At 41.4% G+C, this 22,293-nt stretch carries 19 protein-coding genes; 9 read left to right on the top strand and 10 right to left on the bottom strand.

Annotated features, from left to right (window positions below; all coding sequences use genetic code 11):
* Positions 1-39 precede the first annotated feature (39 nt).
* Both B1A85_RS16980 and smpB read right to left on the bottom strand, forming a co-directional pair.
* Positions 40-345 carry a WGxxGxxG family protein gene (locus B1A85_RS16980; RefSeq protein WP_104547930.1) on the bottom strand — a complete coding sequence of 102 codons (306 nt, stop codon included), beginning with the start codon at positions 343-345 and terminating at the stop codon, positions 40-42.
* A 210-nt stretch (positions 346-555) separates the two neighbouring features.
* Positions 556-1,020: an SsrA-binding protein SmpB gene (gene smpB, locus B1A85_RS16975; RefSeq protein ID WP_104547929.1), complete on the bottom strand. Its 465-nt coding sequence runs from the start codon at positions 1,018-1,020 to the stop codon at positions 556-558.
* Between the two features lie 580 nt (positions 1,021-1,600).
* Here smpB and B1A85_RS16970 point away from each other — a divergent pair.
* From B1A85_RS16970 to thiL, 3 genes are all read left to right on the top strand, one after another.
* On the top strand, positions 1,601-3,118 hold the full coding sequence (locus B1A85_RS16970; RefSeq protein WP_104547928.1) for an AGE family epimerase/isomerase: 1,518 nt from the start codon (positions 1,601-1,603) through the stop codon (positions 3,116-3,118).
* Positions 3,119-3,315: 197 nt separating this feature from the next.
* Positions 3,316-4,014, top strand: coding sequence for a 2-C-methyl-D-erythritol 4-phosphate cytidylyltransferase (ispD, locus tag B1A85_RS16965; protein WP_104547927.1), 699 nt, complete (start codon positions 3,316-3,318; stop codon positions 4,012-4,014).
* The gene (gene thiL / locus B1A85_RS16960) at positions 3,998-5,008 is read left to right on the top strand and encodes a thiamine-phosphate kinase (RefSeq protein WP_104547926.1); all 1,011 of its coding nucleotides are present in this window, start codon (positions 3,998-4,000) and stop codon (positions 5,006-5,008) included. Before ispD ends, thiL begins: the two co-directional genes overlap by 17 nt.
* 71 nt (positions 5,009-5,079) lie before the next feature.
* Here the strand turns inward: thiL and B1A85_RS16955 are convergent, their stop codons facing one another.
* A complete protein-coding gene (locus tag B1A85_RS16955) occupies positions 5,080-6,093 on the bottom strand; it encodes a type I glyceraldehyde-3-phosphate dehydrogenase (protein WP_104547925.1) in 1,014 nt (337 codons plus the stop codon).
* Between the two features lie 127 nt (positions 6,094-6,220).
* Entirely contained in the window at positions 6,221-6,871 is a 651-nt protein-coding gene (nadD, locus tag B1A85_RS16950) for a nicotinate (nicotinamide) nucleotide adenylyltransferase (RefSeq protein ID WP_104547924.1), read from the bottom strand.
* Between the two features lie 292 nt (positions 6,872-7,163).
* Between nadD and murC the strand changes: the two genes are divergently transcribed.
* From murC to B1A85_RS16930, 4 genes are all read left to right on the top strand, one after another.
* Entirely contained in the window at positions 7,164-8,684 is a 1,521-nt protein-coding gene (gene murC / locus B1A85_RS16945) for a UDP-N-acetylmuramate--L-alanine ligase (RefSeq protein WP_104548067.1), read from the top strand.
* Positions 8,685-8,772: 88 nt separating this feature from the next.
* Positions 8,773-9,792 carry a UDP-N-acetylmuramate dehydrogenase gene (gene murB / locus B1A85_RS16940; protein ID WP_104547923.1) on the top strand — a complete coding sequence of 340 codons (1,020 nt, stop codon included), beginning with the start codon at positions 8,773-8,775 and terminating at the stop codon, positions 9,790-9,792.
* Positions 9,793-9,935: 143 nt separating this feature from the next.
* Positions 9,936-10,286 (top strand): YbaB/EbfC family nucleoid-associated protein, encoded by a 351-nt coding sequence (locus B1A85_RS16935; RefSeq protein ID WP_073550002.1) that lies wholly within the window; start codon positions 9,936-9,938, stop codon positions 10,284-10,286.
* A gap of 349 nt (positions 10,287-10,635) precedes the next feature.
* Complete coding sequence (locus B1A85_RS16930) at positions 10,636-11,118, top strand: low molecular weight protein-tyrosine-phosphatase (protein ID WP_104547922.1); 483 nt, start codon at positions 10,636-10,638, stop codon at positions 11,116-11,118.
* On the opposite strand, the gene B1A85_RS16925 is transcribed toward B1A85_RS16930, so the two are convergent.
* The 4 genes from B1A85_RS16925 to B1A85_RS16910 form a co-directional block, all read right to left on the bottom strand.
* Positions 11,110-11,769 carry a response regulator transcription factor gene (locus tag B1A85_RS16925; RefSeq protein ID WP_104547921.1) on the bottom strand — a complete coding sequence of 220 codons (660 nt, stop codon included), beginning with the start codon at positions 11,767-11,769 and terminating at the stop codon, positions 11,110-11,112. The genes B1A85_RS16930 and B1A85_RS16925 overlap by 9 nt on opposite strands.
* A gap of 302 nt (positions 11,770-12,071) precedes the next feature.
* Positions 12,072-12,383 (bottom strand): urease subunit beta, encoded by a 312-nt coding sequence (locus tag B1A85_RS16920; RefSeq protein WP_104547920.1) that lies wholly within the window; start codon positions 12,381-12,383, stop codon positions 12,072-12,074.
* 282 nt (positions 12,384-12,665) lie between these two features.
* The gene (gene ureA / locus B1A85_RS16915; RefSeq protein ID WP_104547919.1) at positions 12,666-12,968 is read right to left on the bottom strand and encodes an urease subunit gamma; all 303 of its coding nucleotides are present in this window, start codon (positions 12,966-12,968) and stop codon (positions 12,666-12,668) included.
* Between the two features lie 6 nt (positions 12,969-12,974).
* Positions 12,975-13,841 (bottom strand): urease accessory protein UreD, encoded by an 867-nt coding sequence (locus B1A85_RS16910; RefSeq protein ID WP_104547918.1) that lies wholly within the window; start codon positions 13,839-13,841, stop codon positions 12,975-12,977.
* A 424-nt stretch (positions 13,842-14,265) separates the two neighbouring features.
* Between B1A85_RS16910 and B1A85_RS16905 the strand changes: the two genes are divergently transcribed.
* Entirely contained in the window at positions 14,266-14,589 is a 324-nt protein-coding gene (locus tag B1A85_RS16905; RefSeq protein ID WP_104547917.1) for an STAS domain-containing protein, read from the top strand.
* 132 nt (positions 14,590-14,721) lie between these two features.
* Here the strand turns inward: B1A85_RS16905 and B1A85_RS16900 are convergent, their stop codons facing one another.
* Complete coding sequence (locus B1A85_RS16900) at positions 14,722-15,894, bottom strand: PP2C family protein-serine/threonine phosphatase (RefSeq protein ID WP_104547916.1); 1,173 nt, start codon at positions 15,892-15,894, stop codon at positions 14,722-14,724.
* A gap of 148 nt (positions 15,895-16,042) precedes the next feature.
* On the opposite strand from B1A85_RS16900, the gene B1A85_RS16895 reads away from it, so the two are divergent.
* On the top strand, positions 16,043-16,459 hold the full coding sequence (locus B1A85_RS16895; RefSeq protein ID WP_104547915.1) for an anti-sigma regulatory factor: 417 nt from the start codon (positions 16,043-16,045) through the stop codon (positions 16,457-16,459).
* A 1-nt stretch (position 16,460) separates the two neighbouring features.
* Here B1A85_RS16895 and B1A85_RS16890 read toward each other — a convergent pair whose 3' ends face one another.
* Positions 16,461-22,106 carry a PAS domain S-box protein gene (locus B1A85_RS16890; protein ID WP_104547914.1) on the bottom strand — a complete coding sequence of 1,882 codons (5,646 nt, stop codon included), beginning with the start codon at positions 22,104-22,106 and terminating at the stop codon, positions 16,461-16,463.
* Between the last annotated feature and the right edge of the window lie 187 nt (positions 22,107-22,293).

Genomic DNA, 22,293 nt, shown 5'->3' with positions numbered 1-22,293 from the left:
AACGCACCCTAAAGACCGGAGAGTAGAAGTAAAAATATCTTACGGCTCTCGGTATGTAGAGGAAGTTGTGGTTCCTACTGTATCAGGTTCGCGGTAACGATTGGGTTCTGATTTACGACCACCAGCTAAGCCTGCTAATCCTGCTAAACCGATTAAGCCTAGCCAACCCCAGTCAAACCCACCGTTTGTTTCAGTAGTTGTCGTCGGTGCAGTTGTGGTAGTCCCTGTCGCTCCTGGTGCAGTATTTGTTGTTTGTGCTGATACTGGAAGCGCAGAAGGTAGAAAGGCTAAGCTTAGACCTAGTACACTAGCGCCAAATACTTTGGATAACTGAGAACGTTTCATAGCTACAAGCTCCTTGTCTCATCTCTCAATCCCTACCTTAACGATTGAGCAATTAAGTAAAATCACCCTTGAGCTATAAACCTTTCTTGCCTGAATATACTACTCAAGAAGTACGTGCCTACATGCAAGCTAATTTACCGCAGAAGGCAGTAAATTACTAGAGTTTCACAAGGCATGTACTGTTCACTTCTATTTTAAGGCAATATCCGCCTAATAGTTCTTCATTGCTCTTTGAATATCGCGTTGGTCTTGACGGCGCTTTAGAGCTTCTCGCTTATCGTGAAGTTTCTTCCCTCTGCCAAGCGCAATGCTAACTTTGACTAAACCGCGTTTCAGATACATTTTCAACGGTACTAAGGTTAAGCCTTGCTGTTCTACTTTTCCGATGAGCTTGCGGATTTCTTCTTTGTGCAACAACAGCTTGCGTGTCCGGCGCGGCTCGTGGTTAAAGTACTGTCCGCTACCTGTATAAGGCGATATATTGACATTAAGCAACCACGCTTCACCATTACGAATCAAGGCATAGCCATCTTGTAAGTTAACCTTGCCTTCTCTCACTGACTTGACTTCTGTTCCCGTTAGTTGAATGCCTGCTTCATAGGTTTCTAGTATCTCGTAAAGAAAGCGTGCCTGCCGATTTTCGCTAATAACTTTATAACCGTCGTTGTCACTCATTGAACACTTTTCTCACTGCCAATGGTAGATGAACACTACCTTTCTCTAACTGAAGTTAGCACTTTTCTGCAACGCTTGGGCATACTTTAGCAAGATTGTAGTTATCAAGTCTGCTGATACTACTTTTTCTTTTTAGAATTTTAACCAGAATGATTCATTTTTAAATAATCAATAGTAGCGAATAAAAATTATTAAATCATATTAATTCGTAATAGTCTGCAGAAATTTTATATAGATAAAATAATTTTTTTTACAACTTAAGAGAGCTTTATTTCTTGCTTATATATTAGTGGTGTAGTTAGTTCCCTACCATTTATTCTTCCTGATTTTAACAACAAATATTTGTTAATTAAACCTTACGCGAGTACGATAAGTTTTTAATTTGCATATTAAAAGATTTTTTTAATTCTTTTGTTTTGCAATAAATGTCTTGTCAGTGCTTCTCAACTACATATTTGTTTTAGCTACTTACTTAACTGTATTTGTTGCACGAGCAAAAAGCTTTTTTCCAATTACTTTTTATGTAGTTGATTAATTCTAATCAGTTTTTATAAGTTATAAGTATTCAAGGAGATGAAATATGGCACGTAGTTTATTGTTGAAAACTTCTGTTTTTAGTCTCTGTTTTTTATTTGGAATAGCACCAGCAATCTACGCTAGACAATCTATTAAACTTACTCCTGAAACACGAGCTAATAAAAACGAATTAAAACTCGCAGCGTTTAATCCAGGGGTTATCAATAATTTACCTTCTGGTCAAAGATGGCTACGACACGTCAACCAAGAAATTATGCCATTTTGGACAATGTCATCTGCACTCGGCAATCCAGTGGGCAATTTTCCTACCTTTCGTTGTAACAATGGTTCGCTTTGGAATCCTAGTAAACCCTGCCCAGAAATTTTAAATGCATCACCATGGATCAAAAACGATCTTAACAAAGAATATATTGTAGCTAAAGCTCGGCAAACTTATGTTTATGGCGTTGCCTACCATCTTACTGGTAATGAAAGAATGCTTCAACTTGCTAGAAGTGGAGTAAATTATATTAGAAAAAATGCGTTTGAGTCTAATGGAAGTGTAGCAACTTATCTAGAAAATGGTATTCCTAAACCTGTAGAATCGCAAAGAGACACTCAGCACTTGGCATATGCTGGCTTAGGTTTATCATTTTACTATTATTTAACTCGCGACGAAAGTGTTTTGCAAGATATTATTAAACTAAAAAATAATATATTTAACAATTACTACGATCCTAATTTAGGCATGCTGAAGTGGAGTAAAGTATCAAACTTAAAGAGTTTGACAGCACAGTTGGATCAGCTAAATACTTATATGGTTCTAGTAACTCCTTTATTACCAGAACCTCTCCAATCTCAATGGAAAGCAGATGCCTTGCGAATTGTGCAAATTATGAATGACAAATTCTACAGTAGCGAACATAATTTGTTTTGGCGACAAGGAGATGTGGGAGGAAGTTTTTCAAATGTAGATTTGGGTCATACCTGTAAAGCTTTTTGGTTCATATATTTAGTAGGAAAAATGACCAACAACACAGGGTTAATGGCTTTCGCAGAAATTCAAGCTCCTAAAGTTTTACAAAAAGCTTATGTTAATAGTACTGGTTCTTGGGCAACGCTCCTAAAACCTGATGGCTCAGTAGATGTTAATGGCAAAAAAGTTGCGTGGATGTATAACGAGATGAATCAGATGACAGCTACCTTGAGTTTAAGAAATCCAGCTTTAACTGAATATTTAGTAAAAACCTATAATTTTTGGTTAAACAATATGGTAGATTATCAATATTATGAAACTTATCCTGAAGTAACAGCATCAGGAGCTAAAGTTCAATATCGTCCTAAAATAGATGCGTGGAATCATGGTTATCATGCTACAGAACAAGCATTAGTTGCTTATATAACAACTCAAGCTTTGCAAAATAAACCCGTTGTTCTTCATTACGCTTTTCCAGGGCAATCATCCACAGCAAGTATTCGTCCTTATTTCTATACAGGACTAATTCAAAATCAACAAGTTAGCAACTTGAATACTTTTCCAAATCGTAAAAGATATAAAATTACATTTACTAACGTTCAGTAGAATTTAATTGTAGCTGGTATCGCTGATTGAATAAGTTTTCTAGCAGTAGGAATTGTTGTTAGCAAAAGCTCTACAACCTATATTGAGAGATTTTTACTTAAAAACGATCGGTAGAGCAAAAGAAGTTTAATTGTTGAAGGAAAAGTGCAAAAATATGGATATTTGAGCAACATTTAAACTAAGACACGAGGACAACTGTGCATTTATTAATTCCAGCCGCAGGAATAGGACGTCGGATGGGAAGCGATCGCAATAAACTGTTTTTGTCGTTGCGATCGCAACCTTTACTTTCTTGGACACTGCTTGCTGCCGAAGCCAGTCAACAAATTAGTTGGATAGGTATTATTGCACAGCCATCCGATTGGTTAGATATCAAAGAAATTTTGGCTAATGTATCGCTAACAAAACCGACGCAACTGATCGCGGGAGGGGCAACACGTCAAGAATCAGTTTATAACGGCTTACAGGCGCTGCCAAGCGACGCAAAACAAGTTCTGATTCATGATGGGGCGCGGTGTTTGGCAACTCCGGAATTGCTCGATCGCTGTGCCCAGGAAATTCGCCATTGTTCGGGTTTAATTGCAGCAGTTCCAGTAAAGGACACGATTAAGGTCGTCGATGCAGCGCGTAATATTCAAAGTACACCAGAAAGGCAGCATCTTTGGGCAGCTCAAACTCCACAAGCGTTTGATGTGGCAAAACTCAAACAATGTCATGAAGAAGCACGCCGCCAAGCGTGGGAAGTGACCGATGATGCTGCGTTGTTTGAAAAATGCGGGCTAACCGTCAAAATTGTAGAAGGCGAAGAAACAAACCTCAAGCTGACAACTCCGGTCGATTTAGCGATCGCAGAATTTATTCTGCAACAAAGGCTACAAAATGTCACAACTCGTTAAAGAATTAGGGGAAAAAGCGCTGTTAGAGCGGTTGCAGCAATTTTGTCCGCCAGACGTTGTGGGAGACGATGCAGCAGTCATCGCCACGCAACCAGGAAAATCTTTGGTTGTGACAACTGATATGTTAGTTGATGGAGTTCATTTTAGCGATCGCACAACCTCACCGGAAGATGCGGGCTGGCGGGCGGCTGCGGCTAACTTATCCGATTTAGCAGCAATGGGTGCTTACCCCTTAGGAATTACAATTGCTTTGGGCATTCCTGGCGATACATCTATTACTTGGATCGAGCAACTCTATCAAGGAATCACTCAATGCTTGCAAAAATTTGCCACTACCGTAATTGGCGGCGATGTCTGCCGTTCTCCCGTCAAGACTATCGCAATTACAGCATTTGGCGAAGTCGATCCTAAGTATACTATTCGTCGTTCCACTGCTCAAGTCGGAGATGCGATCGTCGTTACTGGAGTACACGGTGCTTCACGTGCTGGATTAGAACTATTGCTACAGCCAGAATTAAGACAAACGTTAAGTAATAGCGCTCAACAAAGGCTCATTCAAGCGCATCAACGCCCCCAACCTCGATTAGACGTGCTACCGGTTTTATGGGAGGTAATATGTCAAACCAAAAATACCAGCGATCGCATTCGTGTTGCGGGAATGGATAGTAGTGATGGTTTAGCAGATGCTGTACTGCAAATATGTCAGATGAGTCAAGTAGGCGCAAGAGTAGAACGCAGTTTAATTCCTCTTCCCGACGAGCTTAAAAATTGGTCATCTCAACAAGCCTTAGATTGGGCGTTGTACGGTGGTGAAGATTTTGAGTTAGTTTTATGTTTGCCTCGCGATTCAGCACAAGCATTAGTACAGCACTTGGGTAACGGTGCTGCTATTGTTGGAGAGATAACCAACGATCCTGCAGTTTATCTCATCGACCAAACAAGAAAAATCCCCGATGAAGTTCTTAGCCTCAAACGGGGATTTCAACATTTTTAGGTCTTTCAGTCAAGGTCGATATCACGGTTCTTTCTGATTTCTGACCCCCGACCTCTGACCTCCCACACTACCTATTTCCACTTTTGGGCAACAAGCTCAGCCAAGTCTAATACGCGCTGGCTGTAGCCCCATTCGTTGTCGTACCATGCCATCACTTTCACCATATCACTACCCATAACCAAGGTTAAGCTAGCATCGACAATTGATGAGGCATCATGACCTTGATAGTCCGAGGAAACAAGTGGTAAGTCACTGTATGCCAAAATACCTTTGAGCGAGTTTTCCGCAGCGTCTTTGAGCGCTTGGTTAACTTCTTCTGCAAAAGTTTCTTTCTCAACTTGAACGACAAAATCTACCATGGATACGTTGGGAGTGGGTACGCGCAATGCAACGCCATTGAGCTTACCTTTGAGATCTGGCAAGACAAGTGCAACTGCTTTAGCAGCTCCTGTCGAAGTCGGGACAATGTTCATTGCCGCTGCTCTGGCTCGGCGCACGTCGCGGTGACTCGCGTCAAGTAAACGCTGGTCTCCAGTGTAGCTGTGCGTGGTGGTCATTGTGCCTTTAATGATGCCAAATTTCTCATGGAGAACTTTGGCGATCGGCGCAAGACAGTTTGTTGTGCAACTCGCGTTGCTGATAATAGTGTGTTGGTCGTGGTCGTATTCATGATGGTTTACACCAACAACAAAAGTACCATCGTCATTTTTGCCTGGAGCAGTAATTAGAACTTTTTTGGCGCCAGCGTTTAAATGCTTCGTTGCCCCTTCTCTGCTGGTAAAAACACCTGTTGATTCAATAACCAGGTCAATTTCCCATTCTTTCCAAGGCAAGTTTTCTGGATTGCGATCCGATGTGCATTTAACGGTCTTGCCATTAACGACGATCGAATTGTCATCCGCACTGATATCGACATCTTTCAACGTCCCCAGCATAGTGTCATACTTCAGCAGGTGAGCGTTGGTTCGTGGGTCAGAAGTATCGTTGATAGCGACGAGATCGATATTGCTATTTTCTCGACCTATCCAACAGCGCATAAAGTTACGCCCGATGCGTCCAAAACCGTTGATCGCGACTCTAATCACAGCGTCTTGCCCTCTGGTATCTACTAAACAATGATTACCTATTCTTGAAGCAGATCATATCGCAAAGGGTGATACATTATAACTTGCGCGCGGCAAGACGATAAGAAATATTAGAATTTATCAAAAATTAACGCGAGTAGAGCTTGTATTTGTTGATATAGAGCCGTACGGCTTCTGGCACCAGATACCGAATTGATAAGCGATCGCGGCACAGTGACCGAATCAAGCTCGATGAAATTCCGACATACGGTAGATGCAAAATTTGCCAGTCAATGCTTAATCCTTGCGATTCTAATTTTTGCACAATTTGTTCGCAAAATAACTGACTGTGGGTGGCGATCGCTTTAGACTGCTCTAGCTTAAGTGTCGCTGGCAGTCGAGGGGCTACTAACCACTGACACTCAGTGATGAGTTCTTGGCGACGATACCAACGCGGCAAAGTTTCAAATGCATCTAAACCAACAATCCAAGACCATTGATTGTTGGGGTAAAGCGTTTTGAGGTCGATGAGAGTCTGAATCGCATAGGATTTTTCAGTACTATTTACCGTTGCTGGAGCAATCTTAAATGCGGGATTATCAGCGATCGCCATCTGCACCATTTGCCAACGATGCTCGAATGCTGTTGCATTTTTGTAGTGCGGATAGCGCGTAGGAACCCAAATAACTTGCTTGAGATTAGCTTGGCTGACAGCAGCTTCTGCAATCAGCAAATGCCCCCAATGTACTGGATCGAAAGTGCCTCCCAAAATTCCTACTTTATGCCTTGAGTACTGCATTGAATCGCGTAGCGCATTAAGGTTCAAAAGTTAGTATCGCTAATTTTTAACTTTAGTGATTTAATACAGGGCAAATGATTTAGCTCGGGGTATAGCAATAACTATTGAACTGCCAGAAAAGTGACTTCGTACTTCTTAAGGAGTGTACTGAAGCCGAAAAAGTAGCAATAAATATAACTCTACGTAGAGTAAGAAATCTCAAGTAAGAGAGTTCCCGAAAAAAAGAAATTCTTGATATGATATCGCCTAACATTTGTGCAGTATGCTGTGGTGTGGTGTGGAAGGAGCAAAAATGCTACTGAATTCTGTTGATTTTAGCGGTAAGCCATTTCATTTTATTGGTATTGGCGGCATCGGTATGTCTGCTCTTGCGTATATTCTTGCTAAGCGGAACATACCTGTATCAGGTTCGGATATTCGTTCAAGTCATATAACGCAACGATTGCAGGCATTAGGAGTCAATATTTTTGACAAGCAAGAAGCAACAAATCTGACATTTTTCTTGCCACAAAATTCGCCCGATTGTCAAGAATTGTTAACGCCACGAAGCCGAGCAAATAGTACTTCAGTACTACTAACACCTTATAGCTCACTAGAAAGTCTAGTGACCGATACACGCACGAGTTTACCGCAAGTTATTTGTTCAACTGCTATTAATACAAGTAATTTAGAATATCGCGCCGCCCTTGATTTAGGGTGTCCTATATTTCATCGCGCAGACCTTTTAGCAGCACTTATTAAAGATTATCGAAGTATTGCTGTTGCGGGAACGCACGGTAAAACAACAACAAGTAGCATGATTGGTTATATGCTACTGCAAGCAGGACTTGACCCAACAATTGTGGTTGGTGGCGAAGTGAATGCTTGGGAAGGGAATGCCAGATTAGGACAAAGCGAATATCTTGTCGCTGAAGCAGATGAATCTGATGGTTCGCTCATTAAGCTTTCTGCAGCGATTGGTGTTGTTACTAATATCGAATTAGATCATCCGGATCACTACGGGACGTTGGAAGAAGTTGTGCAGACGTTCCAAGTTTTTGCCGATCGCTGTCAAATGTTAGTCGGGTGCATTGATTGCGAAACTGTACGCGATCGCCTCCACCCCGCAATTAGCTATAGCCTCAATCCTGATACCAACGCCGACTATACTGTTACCGATATCGAGTATGGTGCATCTGGTACGATTGCGCGCGTTTGGGAAAAAGGAGAAGTACTAGGTGTCCTTAACCTCCGTTTATTAGGTCAACATAACCTTAGCAATGCGCTAGCTGCGATCGCAGTTGGTAGATTACTGGGATTAGACTTTGCCACGATTTCCGCCAGTATCGCCTCGTTTACAGGCGCTCGCCGTCGCTTTGAACTGCGCGGAGAAATAAACGGTATTTTGTTTATCGATGACTACGCGCATCACCCAAGCGAAATTCGCGCTACTTTAGCTGCGGCTCGTTTACAGGCAAAAGAAAACGTCAAGATTGTGGCGATATTTCAACCGCACCGCTACAGCCGCACGCTGGCATTTTTACCAGAGTTTGCCCGATCGTTTAACCATGCTGATATTGCAGTCATCAGCGAAATTTACAGTGCAGGCGAACTGAATCCAGGGCAAATTAGTGGGGAGCAACTTGCAGCGATGGTTGCTGAAAATCATCCGCACGTTAGCTTTCAGCCTACTTTAACAGCAATTTGTGAATACCTCACTCAAACTTTACAGCCAGGAGATATGGCTCTATTTCTTGGGGCTGGAAACTTGAATCAAGTTATTCCAGAGGTGATGAACTCGATTCGCCTATCTAGGGGAGCCGAGGAGCTTTGATCCGCAAGAAAACTTGACGTATTAATTGTTCGCTTTCGTGGTTTAAATTCATTCTCCTCATACCTCCACCTCGAATTATTGTGCTGTTATGAATATTTCGCAAGCAAATCTGAATTCTATCGATAGCAAGGCTTCGCCTTTAATTGTGACTAAAGTGCAGCAATTAAGCGCTAGTGAGGTCAAATCTATATATTTACCTAATACTAACTGTGTTATAAAATCGCAAATTCCGCTAGCAACGCTGACCTCGTTTCGCGTTGGCGGTCCTGCACAATGGTATGTAGCACCGCGTAATCTAGAAGAGTTACAAGCAAGTTTTGCATGGGCTAACGCCGAAGGTTTAGCAGTAACACTATTAGGTGCAGGTTCTAATTTACTCGTCAGCGATCGCGGTATTCCTGGATTAGTCATTGGTACGCGCCATTTGCGTCATACTGAATTCAACTTCATAACTGGTCAAGTCACAGTTGCTGCGGGAGAACCTTTACCGCGTTTAGCATGGCAAGCAGCTGAACGTGGCTGGCAAGGCTTAGAATGGGCTGTGGGTATTCCTGGTAGCGTTGGAGGCGCGGTAGTGATGAACGCTGGCGCGCATAAAAGCTGTATCGCTGATATCTTAGTAAGCGCTCAGGTTCTTTCTCCTAACGGTGAGGTAGAAACGCTTACGCCAGAGCAACTAGAATACCGCTATCGGACATCTGCACTACAAGCAAACATTGCTGCTAGTTTGGGTAAACCTTTGCGTTTAGTAACTCAAGCCACCTTTCAACTGCAACCAGGTGCTGACCCTGAACAAGTTTTAGCAACGACTAGCCAACATCTCGAACAACGCCGCAAGACTCAACCGTACCATCTCCCAAGTTGTGGTAGCGTGTTCCGCAATCCTTTGCCGTACACTGCTGGATGGTTAATCGAGCAAACAGGTCTCAAAGGCTACAAAATTGGTGGTGCGCAAATCGCTGAACGCCACGCTAACTTTATTCTTAACTGTGGCGGAGCTAAAGCTAGCGACATTTTGCAGCTAATTAACTACGTTCAAGACCAAGTACAGCAGCATTGGTCAATTTTGTTAGAGCCAGAAGTAAAAATTTTGGGTGAATTTGAGTAAAAGCAAGAATCACTTTCCTGACGCTTGTGTAATCCCTGACCTTTGACCTTCGATCTCTGACCCCTTACTAGATCCTCTCAACTCGATATCAGGGCATCTATAATTTAATGGAACTTTGTATCCAATTTGCAACGCGGTTTTATATGACACAAGGAAAAGGTTTTGGCTTCGGCATAGGAAAAATGAAAGAACTAGCCGATGCTTTCAAAAAGGCACAACAAGTACAAGAAGGTGCTAAAAGGCTTCAAGAAGAACTTGAGCAAATGCAGATCGCTGGAGAAGCTGGCGGTGGGCTAGTTAAGGTCGTCCTTAGCGGTAATCAAGAGCCTCAGAGTGTTGAAATTGCACCAGAAGCACTTAATGAAGGTGCAGAAGTGCTTTCGGATCTGGTAACTATTGCCATGAAGGACGCATACAACAAATCTACCGCAACAATGCGCGAACGCATGGAAGAATTGACAAGTGGCTTAGAATTGCCAGGAATGGGAATGTAAACTAAGGGCGAGGAGCAAGGGATGAGTGAAAGAGTAGCTAGTGGCTAGTGAAAGAGTTTTAAATTTTAAGTTTTGAGTTTTGGAAAGCAAAAAAGGTGCCAAAGACCTTTATTAAAAGAAGTGTCTTAACTCTTAACTCTCTTAAACTCATCACTACTTAACGAGTAACTCCATTTCTCTAAATAAGAACTACAATTAATTTCTCCTCTGCCCCTCTGCCCCTCTGCCCCTCTGCTTCCTCTGCTTCTTCTGCGGTCTATTTGTAGAAACTTTAAAGCGAAACGGTATAACTCATCACTCTAACCAGTATCCTCCGCTTCCTCTAACCCTCGACCTCTGACTCCTCAAAATGCCTTACAAACTGCTATTTGTTTGTCTTGGAAATATCTGTCGTTCTCCGGCGGCGGAGAATATCATGAATCATTTACTTGACAAGGAAAACCTCAACGGAAGTATTATCTGTGACTCAGCAGGTACAGGTGGTTATCACATCGGTAGTCCACCGGATCGACGCATGGCGATCGCCGCAGCGAGTAAGCTGGGAATCAAACTCCAAGGTAGTGCGCGGCAGTTACAAAAGTCTGACTTAGAAAAGTTTGATTTGATTTTGGCAATGGATCGCGAAAATTACCAAGATATCCTCGCGCTCGACCGCACTGGTCAGTATCGCGAGAAGGTACGGTTAATTTGTGACTATTGCTCGCAGCATAACGTCAAAGAAGTTCCAGACCCGTATTATGGAGGCGCACAAGGCTTTAATTACGCGATCGATATTCTCCTCGATGCTTGCACTGGCTTACTTCAAGAAGTTAAAGACGTGCAATCATTGTAATAAGCGATATTTCATCACAAAACCAACTAATTCGGCACGATTACTCGTAGAGGTTTTCCGAAATAGGCTACTTACATATTTTTCAACCGTACGCGGACTAAGATGCAATCGACTACCAATTTCAGCGTTAGAAAGACCGTGCGTTAGTAAAACGGCGACTTGTTGTTCGCGTTGAGTTAACTTGATGGGAACTTCTAGCGTTTCCCCTGCTTGTCCTACAGTGTGCGAATTAGCCCGCAAACCTTCTTCGTACGATAAACGCGCCTCTGATTGAATAATTTGCGATCGCTCTAGTAAATTCCGAATCGCCGCCCCTAGTTCTTTCAACTCAAAAGGTTTGGGTAGATATAAATCAGCACCTGATTGATAGCCTGCAATTCTTTCTTCTGTTTTGTTTCTTGCTGTTAAAAATATAACTGGTAGTAAGCGAAACTTGGGATTCTGACGCACGTGACGCACTAACTCGTAGCCATTCATTCGTGGCATGACAATATCTGTCACCATCAAGTGAGGATGGTACGTTTCTACCATCGCCAGCGCTTCTTGACCATCAGCTGCTGTTAGCACTGAATAGCCAGACATTTCCAAGTAGTCGCTGATCGATAAACGAGTTCCGAGATCGTCATCAACAACGAGAAGCGTCAAAGGCATGGATAATACGTAGTTAGCATTTCTAACCAAGGAACAAATTGATATTGCTGCATTCTACAACCGTAAATAAATATAAAGGTTGTTCATACATTGTATTAACAATCCTAAACTAAAGCGAATAATTCATCTTCTAACGAAGGTTAGGTTTGAAAATTAAACTAAAAATCACTCTTCACGCCGATCGTTTCCGCTCATAGTCGCGAGTGATACTTTAATAAAAAACTACCACTCGATAAAAATCAATACAAAAATCAAGTGGAAAGCTGATTGATATGATTGCGCTCAATTATTGAATGTACAGTTTAGTCGTCTAACGCACCGTTGACTCTGCCATTGAATCCATAGATGTGACGAGTACCAACAACAGGAACTAATACCACTTCTTTCTCATCTCCTGGTTCAAAGCGTACTGCTGTACCTGCTGGAATATCAAGCCGCATCCCGCGCGCGCGATCGCGATCGAAGTCTAATGCTTGATTGACTTCATAAAAATGAAAGTGCGAACCTACTTGAATTGGGCGATCGCCACGATTAGCAACCTTGATTCGTACAGTTGGACGTCCCGCATTGAGTTCTATATCACCTTGTTGTACTAACAACTCTCCTGGAATCATTGCTTTGGTAATTAATAATATTGACGTTCTTGAATTCTACTCTTGTATTTACTTCAGTACAAACTCATAGCACTTAATTAACTAATAGTGCTTTTTTGCCCAAAACTACTTTATCTCCACTATATCAGGAGAGTATTTTACTTTGTTACAACTATTTACTTGCTGTAATTAATCAATTTCCTATTTTAGGAAATACAAAAATTCAAAGTTAGAGGAAACTTCCACATGCAATTATCCTTCTTATGTCATTCAGTTTAAAAAAACAAATGCGTACAGTTTCTATCAGCGAATGGGATTGTGAACGGTGACCAGTTTAGTTCCGTCAGGAAAAGTGGCTTCAACTTGTACCTCTAGGATCATTTCTGCAACACCATCCATAACATCTTCGCGGGTCAATAAATTTGTGCCAAAACTCATCAATTCTGCAACTGTACGTCCGTCGCGCGCGCCTTCTAAAATTGCCGCAGAAATATAAGCTACAGCTTCGGGATAATTTAATTTTAATCCTCGTTGTTTGCGTCGTTCGGCGAGTAAAGCAGCAGTGAAAATAAGTAGCTTATCTTTTTCCTGTGGTGTCAGTTGCATAAAATGTCAGTTCCTTTCAATTTGCCAGACTCGCGATTGATAGCCTGGTTTTCCTAGAAAAGATAATCGTAGCAAATGCCAAATCTCAGTAAACCATTGGCGCACCTCAGTTGTCGAGTCACCGCGATAGCGACATAATAAACCTGTCGTTAAGCGCGTAACGCCTGCTTCGCCTTGGTCTAGCGTGGATAGCATTCTCACCTTTTCTACCACGTCAGGTGGTACAGATTGTCCAATCCAAACAAAACTGCCAATTATCGGTTTTCCAGCTAATGCGTGGGGGCTATTGATAACTTCCGCATCTGGGCGCAACCGCTGGCGGTCTATCCACAAAGGACGTTGTTGCTGCCAAACTTCGGTATGCGATCGCCAGTTTCCTTGTAAAAACTTTTCTCCTCTTGCACTGCGACCAAAGCGGGTAATTTCCCAGCCTACCCAGGTAGCACCAGGTGCTAATTCTATGCGTAAATCCTGCCGATAGATTGCACCATTAAATACAATTGTTTCTTGCGGAAACCACTCTAAACAAGCATGACTATCTACTGTTACCTGAATATTCTGTCTAGCTTCCCATCCATTACTACGATAAATCTTACTTGCTGCGGCGGTTGTGATCAGTGTATGAGCTTGTGGTTGCAGGTGCAAATTCAGGGAAAGCTTGTCACCACCAACAACACCACCAGCAGTGTGTAAAATGATGCTATGACACACTTCTGTGCCTTCTGGATAAAACGGTCTTTGGACTTTCAACGGTGCTTGCATTTGCTGGTGAGTCACCGTAGTAGTACCGCCGACACTGGTATATACCATGTTTAAACTACCGTGCCAAGAATTAGGCTTCTGAGAATTTTTGAGTCCTAGCAAACGTGACATTTTTGGATAACCTGATGCAGGTAGCGTGACATGTAAAACATAAATTGTTTAAATTCTATAGCGTAAGTTCACTTAATTAAGAGTTGACACTTATCAACTGATCGCGATCTCTCAGTAAAAATTCGGTTGCATACTTTACCTATTCAGGTGAATGTTAATCGTATCACAATTAACTGTTCCTGAGATCTCTATCATTTTATGCTTAGCAATTTGATTAACTCTGTAGCTTACCTTTCGGTAGTACGCGGGCAATTGCTAATTCGCTATTTTGATTAATTATTAGGTTTTTTGCTAGTTATATATTATTTTTTTCTTCATAGTTGATTTAGACTTTTACTGCCTATATTCCGTAATTATACCTTGTCGCCAACTTAAATAAATTGCCAAAATAGCAAAACAAAATAATTTCAATAAAGGAGACAAAATGAGTACTATTAAAGTTGTGCAGCCTTCTGGAATTTTAAATGGTATGAAAGGCAATCAATTTCGACGTGAAGTTAGTGATGTGGTAGCTGCTGGTGCTGATATTGTCTTAATTGACCTTCAAGAAGTCACTTTTATTGATAGTTCTGGTTTGGGAGCTTTAGTTTCTGCAATGAAGATAGTGCGCAGCGCTGGTGGCAAGTTATTTATTTGTTCAGTGAACGATCAAGTAAAAATGTTATTTGAGCTAACTAAAATGGATCGAGTTTTTGAAATCTTTGATAATCAAAATGAGTTTAATCAAAAATTTTTAGCGACCAAATAATTAATTTTTAATGGTTCAAGTTAAGAAAATTAACTTATAAATCAAACCAGTTATCTTGCTTGTGAGTGCTTTTAGCAAAGATATTAGAAAATCGATTCAGGAGTTAATAATTTGTATTTTCGAAGTAATATTTCAAACATTAAATTGAATTTTGATTATAGATAAATCATCAGCAAAATTATGAGTATGATTAAGTACCTGTAGCTGGCTCAGAAGGTGTTTTAAAGATGTATTCTGTTGATGTGAAGTAACGAGCAACTGGACAAAAGCTTCTTTTCCCCAAATTCTACCATCAGGTTGCGGAATTTCGTAAGCGCCATCACTGAAAATGTATATGGTACTACTTTCTGGTAAAGATATAACGTCTTGTTCAAACATAGCATCAGGTAAAAAGCCAATGGGTAAACCTGATGAATCTAAGTGCTTAACTTGCAGATTTGTAGTACCTGCTAATAAGATAGCAGGTGGATGACCAGCACTAGCATAGTAAAGTTGACGCTGAGCGCGATTGTATACTCCATACCAAATGGTGAAGTATTTATCGTCGCGATCGCTCATTTGAAACGTATCATTAAGTGATTTTAAAACTGCACTAGGTTGATAGAAGTTTGTATTAGGTAAAGATTGCGATCGCAGTATATTAAGTACTGAGACAGATACTAACGCTGAACCGACTCCATGTCCTGAGACATCGAGTAAATAAAATACTAAATGGTCGTTATCTAGCCAATAGTAATCGAAGCAATCGCCACCAAGTTGTGCAGATGGAATGAACAAGCTTTCGGTTGTTACAGATCCTATCAAGGGTGTGGGAAGAAGCGATCGCACGTAGCTACTAGCTTCGGCTAACTCAGTTTCCAAAAGTTGTTTTTGATGTTGTAAATCTTGATTGAGTGTTTCTAAAGCTTGTTTTTGAGCTTGTAAGTCTTGATTGAGTTGATACAAGCGCAATCCTGCTCGTACTCTGGCTTTTAATTCATTAATATCAATTGGTTTAGCTAAGAAATCATCGGCTCCTGCATCAAGTCCCATAACTCGATCTTCCACTTCTTGGCGTGCAGTAAGCAGAATAAAAAAAGTTGTTGCTAGTTTTGGATTGGCTTTAATTAGACGACAGACATCAAGTCCATTTAAGTCTTCCATCATCCAGTCACAGACGATCAATGCTGGCTGTATTTGTTGTGCTTGTGCAATTCCCACCTCACCATCACTAGCAACCGTCACATCGTAGCTTTGATTTTGTAATGCTCTTTTGAGTATTGCCCGCATTGTCGGATCGTCATCAATAATCAGAATTTTAAACATAAGAATTGGCTAGGTAATTTTAAAGGTATTTAGCTTGAAACTTTATTGATAGATTCAAATACTATCTTTTTTGTTAAAATAAATATTTTTACTTTAATTTGCTATATTCTATATATTGATATTAATTTAATTTTTGGTTGGTTGACAATTGTTTAAGAAAATAAAGCTTCAAGTTAATACAGATCTTGCAGCTACATTGCAGGTCATTTCATGGTTTGAGCAATTAAATCATCCGCCAGTTACTGATATCAAAATATGGTGGCAGTGCCAAACATTGCTGCAAGAAGGTTTTACAAATATTGTCGAACATGCACATCGAGGACTTCCACAAGAAACTCCAATTATACTTGAAGCAATTAGAAATAGCGAGGCAATAGAAATTTATATTTGGGCATTTGGTATAGCTTTTGACTTAGAACAAAAACTGAAAGAACTTCCTGATATTGAAGAAATAGAGGGTGAAAGAGGACGCGGTTTAAAAATTATGTCTTTGCTTGCAGATGAAATCAGCTATAAACAAATAGCAGGCGATCGCTACTGCTTGTATATGAAAAAAAACACCTAACTCAAACAGTTTGTTGCCTTAAAAAATCTTGAATTTGCTTGTGAAATTCTTCTATTTCTGTGACTAGCTGGTCGGCACCTGTCATATCTCGATCGCGCATTCTTTGTTCAAGCGTGGCAGCCACTTTTTGCACAGGTATTATTCCTACATTAGCACTAGCGCCTTTAAGATGATGGGCTTGTTGCTCGATTTTTTGTAAATCAGCGTTAGCAATTGCCGCTTTTAAAATTTCTAAACGTGCTTGAGTGTCTTCGACGAACATTTGCAGTAATTCAATTTCAAACTCTTTGCTACCTTCTGAAAGTTGGTACAATTGTTGCCAATTAATTAAGCTCTCAAGAGAATCATCACGAGCAATTGTTTCTATTTGTTCAGTTTCTATTGATTTTAAATGACAATTCCATCGCTCTAAAACTGTAGCTAATTTTTCTTTAATAACTGGTTTGCTAAGATAATCATTCATTCCTACATCTAAACATTTTTGTCGATCTTCTTGCATTGCATTAGCTGTCATTGCAATAATGATCGGTTGACGTTGACTAGCCAAACGACTTTTTTCCCAGCGCCGAATTTCTAACGTTGCTGCGATACCATCAAGAATAGGCATTTGGCAATCCATCAAAATTAAATCGTAAGGAATTTTTTCTAGTAATTCCAAAACTTCCTGTCCATTAGCAGCAACATCAGCCGTATATCCTAAAGATTGAAGTTGCTTCAGAGCGACTTTTTGATTAACTAGATTGTCTTCGGCTAGTAAAATTTTGAGCTTAGGTTTAGAGTTATGTGGTAATGCACTTGTAGGCGACTGTAAACAGGTAATAGTATTATTGGCACTAATGAAACACCTTAGTTCATTTTGATTTTCCCAGCAATTCACAATAGTATTCAGCAATTTATAGGGAATTTTTTCTAGTAGTGCTAACATTTCTTTGCTGTTTGTAGCAATATCTGCGGTGTAACTCAAACTGTGGAATTGCTGAAGAATTGGTTGAGGATTGGTACGAATAGCGATTGTTGAATTCTCCTGAGAAGGCAAAACAGAATTTATGACACTACCAAGATGACATCTACTTTCAACTAAATTAATAATTGTGTTAAGTAAACGCGAAGGCTTTACAGGTTTCACCAAATAAGCTGCGAATCCAATTTTTTTTGCCCGTTGTACTTCATCATGCTGATTTGTAGAAGTGAGCATAATCAGTGTTAAATCTGCCAATTGAGGGTGAGTTTTAATTTGCTCGCCCAGCATTAACCCATTAATTTCGGGCATTTGCATATCAATTAAGGCAAAATCGTACGGAGTATTCTGCTGTAAGGCACAGTGTAAGATATCTAAGGCAACCGCAGCATTTTCTGCCTCATCGACGTGCATACCCCAACGCGTTGCTTGATGGTAAATCACTTTACGATTGGTTGCATTATCGTCAACAACGAGCAAGCGCAGTTTGTGCAAATCCTTGAGGCATTGTAGTGGTTGAACTGGATCGATTTGTTTAGTAAAAGGAATTTCAAACCAAAACTTTGAGCCTAGCCCTAATTGACTTTCAACGCCGATTTCTCCGCCCATCAAATTGACAAGCTGCTTACAAATCGCAAGTCCTAATCCTGTACCACCATACTTGCGCGTTGTAGAAGCATCAACTTGGGTAAATGGGGAAAAAAGTTTGCGTTGATCTTCCAGGCTAATTCCAATTCCTGTGTCTGCAACTGTAAAGCGGATTCTCGCCGTAGTAGAAGTTTCTGATTGTAACTCAGCGCGGACGACAACCTCTCCCTTGCTGGTAAATTTGATGGCGTTGCCAATTAAGTTGGTTAAAACCTGTCTTAACCTTCCAGCATCACCTTGAAGGTGTGTAGGAACATTGCGATAAATAAGTCCGGCAATTTCTAAGTTCTTTGCATGGGCTTGCGGTGCCAGTAGTTCTAGTACTTCGTCGATACACGTGGATAAATCGAAATTGAGTGTTTCTAATTCCATTTCGCCAGCTTCGAGCTTTGACAAGTCCAAAATCTCGTTGATCAAGCTGAGGAGTGCATCGCCACTCGTGCGAATTATTTGGAGAAAATCTCGCTGCTCGGGTGTCAGTGGAGTATCCAAAAGTAAGCCTGTCATCCCTAACACTGCATTCATCGGAGTCCGAATTTCGTGACTCATATTAGCAAGAAAAGAGCTTTTTGCTTGGGATGCTAACTCGGCTTTGCGATGCGCGATTTCGAGTTCTTGACGCTGATGCTTTTCAGCTTCGAGAAGCTGGGCTTGGGCAAGGGCAATACCTACTTGATCGGCAAGTTGGTTGAGCAGATCGATTTCAAAGCGATTCCATTGTCGGAGCTCCGAACATTGATGAACAATCAGCAAGCCGCACAATTCCTCTTTTAAAAGAATCGGGACAACTAAATTGGCTTTGACACCAAATTGTTCGAGGAGTTCAATATGTTTCGGTTGAACGTCGGTAATTTCAACATCGGTGATGCCTTGTAATTTTGTTCGACGATATTGCTGAAGGTGATACTGCTGGAGATATTCTTCTTGAAAGTAGGAATCAGTAAGATGTTGCCCGCGAATCGTCGGTAATCCAGGAACAACAGCTTCAGCAACAACGTTACCAATACCATCGGGCGTAACGTGGTAAATGAGAACGCGGTCAGTTTGGAGAATCTTTTGGACTTCCGTAACGGTCGTTTGCAGAATGTCTTCAATTTGTAACGACTGACGAATTTTGAGCGTGATTTCGGTGAAAAGTTGCGATCGCTGCGTTTGCAGTTGTAGTTGTTCCTCAGTTTGTTTTTGTTCGGTGATATCAATTGCCACTCCGCCTACTAATTGCTGTCCGGATGCATCTTTCATCGGAAACTTGAAGCATAGCCAGTAGCGCCACTGTCCGTCGGGAGTAGGAATATACTCGATGAACTCAACTGTTTGCCCAATGGCAAGAACTGCAAGATCGTTTTCCCGCAACTGTTGTGCTGTTGCTGGGGGCAGCCAATTGGCATCTATCATATTTTGTATATCACTAAGTTTGACGTTGAATGCTCGCTCCAGTGGTTCATTGATGTAGAGATAGCGACCCTGGGCATCTTTAATAAATGCAGTAACAGGGCTGTTGTTCATAAAGGTTTTGAAGCGTTCTTCGCTTTCACGCAGTGCTGCTAAAGCTTGTTCGCGTTCGGTGATATCGCTCGCAATTGTGACAAACCCAGTGATATTATCTCTAGAATCGCGTAAGGGCGTGATGGATAACATAACTGGAAAGCGGCTGCCATCTTTGCGAATGTAAGATAGCTTGTATTCCTCAGTTTCGCCATGCCGTGCTTTGGTTAAGAGTTCATCAAACAATAAACTCATGACATTAGTCGATTCAGAAGACTCGCCAATCAATTGGGCAATTTCATAGACATCGTGAAATATAATAGGTGTTGTTTGACCGATGACTTCTGCAGGAGTGTATTTTAACCATTGCCGCGCGCATTTATTGAATGTCGTAATTGTGCCATTTAAATCAGTAGAAATAATCGCATAGTTGGCGCTGTCTAAAATTGCACGTTGCAGTGTCATTGTTTGTTGCAGCGTTTCCTCTGCTAATTTACGCTTGATAAACTGACCGATTTGGCTACCAATTGCAGTCATCATTTGTAGCAAATCTGCATCTGGTTCCTGAATTTTGCGGTTAAAAAAAACCATAACGCCAAGCTGTTCGCTACCGCTGTGAATTGGGAAAGCTAACGCGCTGCGCAACCCTACTTTGAGTGCAATTTCTGTACGACAGAATGCTGGTTCTTGGCTGACGTCCTTAATCCAAATCGCTTCTCCACAAGCCCAAACCCTTCCTGGGAGTCCAACTCCAGCGGTAAATGTTGTCTGCTGTGCGATCGCGGCAAATTCTTTTGCTGCTGCAAGTGATGGTGAATGCCAAGTTTGCACGCAGCGTAGTGTACTTGTCTGTGAATCTACGCTCCACAATTCACCGAAATCCCACTCAACACTTTCACAGATTGCTTGCAGAATTTTGGGAGCCGCTATACTCAGTGTTGCCGACTCTGCCAAAACTTGCGTGACAGCATGTTGTATGAATAACCTCTGTTCGGCTCGCTTGCGATCGGTAATGTCGATACCAGTACTGATAACATATTCAATTTCATTTTGGTAATCAAGCAGCACGTTACTCGACCATACGATCCAGCGGTAACGTCCATCTTTTGTTATCCAGCAGCATTCGTATTCATTGGGAAACTGCTCTGCTTTGATAGTGTTGAAGGCAGCTTTGAGCGTTTCAACATCTTCAGGTAACAGCAGTACATTCCAGAAATATCTACCTCGGACTTCATCAAAGGAGTAACCGGTTATCTGTTCGCAGGAAGTGTTGAAGCGCACAATTTGCCCTTGCGAGTTGAGAACGACAACTAATGCGCTAGCCGTGTCAACCACCGCAGAAATAAAGTTACGTTCTGTTTCGAGTGACTCTTCGATTTGCTTGCGCTGCGTAAATTCGCAATAGATTAAGTAGTAAACATAGGCAAGGATTGCGAAAATGACAAAGATGGCGATCGCCAGCGTCATTAATGTATTGCGGACACTCGCTTGTTCAGCATTTGCTTGTTGCTGCAATCGCATTTTTTCCATATTTTCGACTTCACGAACAGACGCGCGAATTGCATCCATAACAGACTTGGCTTGATTTGTTGCCAGTAATTTTGAAGCTGCTGCAAATCCTTGCTGTTGGCGCGAGTCAATCGTTGTTTTTAATAAATCTAGTTGGCGAGTAATCAGCGATTCAACTTTGTAAATTTGTGCTTGTTGCTCAGGTTGCTCAGTTGTTAACTGTTTTAGTTCCTGAATTTTTTGCGGTACCTTTTCGAGCGCCGTATAGTATGGCTCTAGGTACGCATCTTGTCCTGTAAGAATATAACCGCGTTGCCCAGTTTCAGCATCTTTGGCGTAAGAAAGTAGTTCTTCTAGAGTGTAAATTTTTACTTGAGTTTGCGCTACGCGATCGCTATTGTCAATCAATCCTTTGATGCTTTGGTATGCAACAGCACCAATTAAAACGAGAATTAAAGATGCCAAGCCAAACCCGCCAGCAACTTTTTTGAATAACTGTTGGCGAGTTTTATGCAAACTAGTTTTTTTATTTTGAGTGCGAACCAATAATGAATCAGCTAAGTTGCGGCGCAGTTCCAGTAATTTGAGGGCTTGGCGACCGAGTAACTTGAGTGCTTCTACTTGTTCGGGGCTAAGTTCGCGCGGTACTCGATCGACCACGCAAAGCGAACCTAATGCATATCCTTCAGTATTTGTCAAGGGTACGCCAGCATAAAACCTTAAATTTGGGTCTGATGTGACAAATGGGTTAGTGGCAAAGCGTTCGTCAGCTAGCGTATCGGGTACAAGCAAGATGTCGGTTTCTAAGATGGTATGCGCGCAAAAAGCAAGATCGCGTGGTGTTTGTTCCACGTCTATGCCGAATTTTGATTTGAACCACTGGCGATCGGCATCTACAAGGCTGATTAACGCGATGGGAGTACCGCAAATATACGCAGCCAGACGAGTCAGTTCATCAAACGCAGCTTCGTTAGGCGTGTCCAGAATTTTATATTGCAACAGTGCTTCAATTCGTTGTGCTTCGTTGTGAGGTAGTGGTGCTTTCATGAAACCTTTATGTATAGCAGAGATCCGGCGTAAAAGTTTGTAGGGAGCAATAATATCGGAACTTCTACAATGTCCTAGCCTTTATTTCCATAGCTATACAATGTGCTCAAATTAAGGCTTGTAATCGATAGCTGATGAACGAGACAAGTGCGAGCTATACCAATTTCACGCGATAATAAGAGCAGTA

Origin of the sequence: Chroococcidiopsis sp. TS-821 (genome assembly GCF_002939305.1) — a bacterium.
Taxonomy (GTDB): domain Bacteria; phylum Cyanobacteriota; class Cyanobacteriia; order Cyanobacteriales; family Chroococcidiopsidaceae; genus Chroogloeocystis.
The sequence above is the reverse complement of the archived record's forward strand: the minus strand, read 5'-3'. Positions and strand labels throughout refer to the sequence as shown.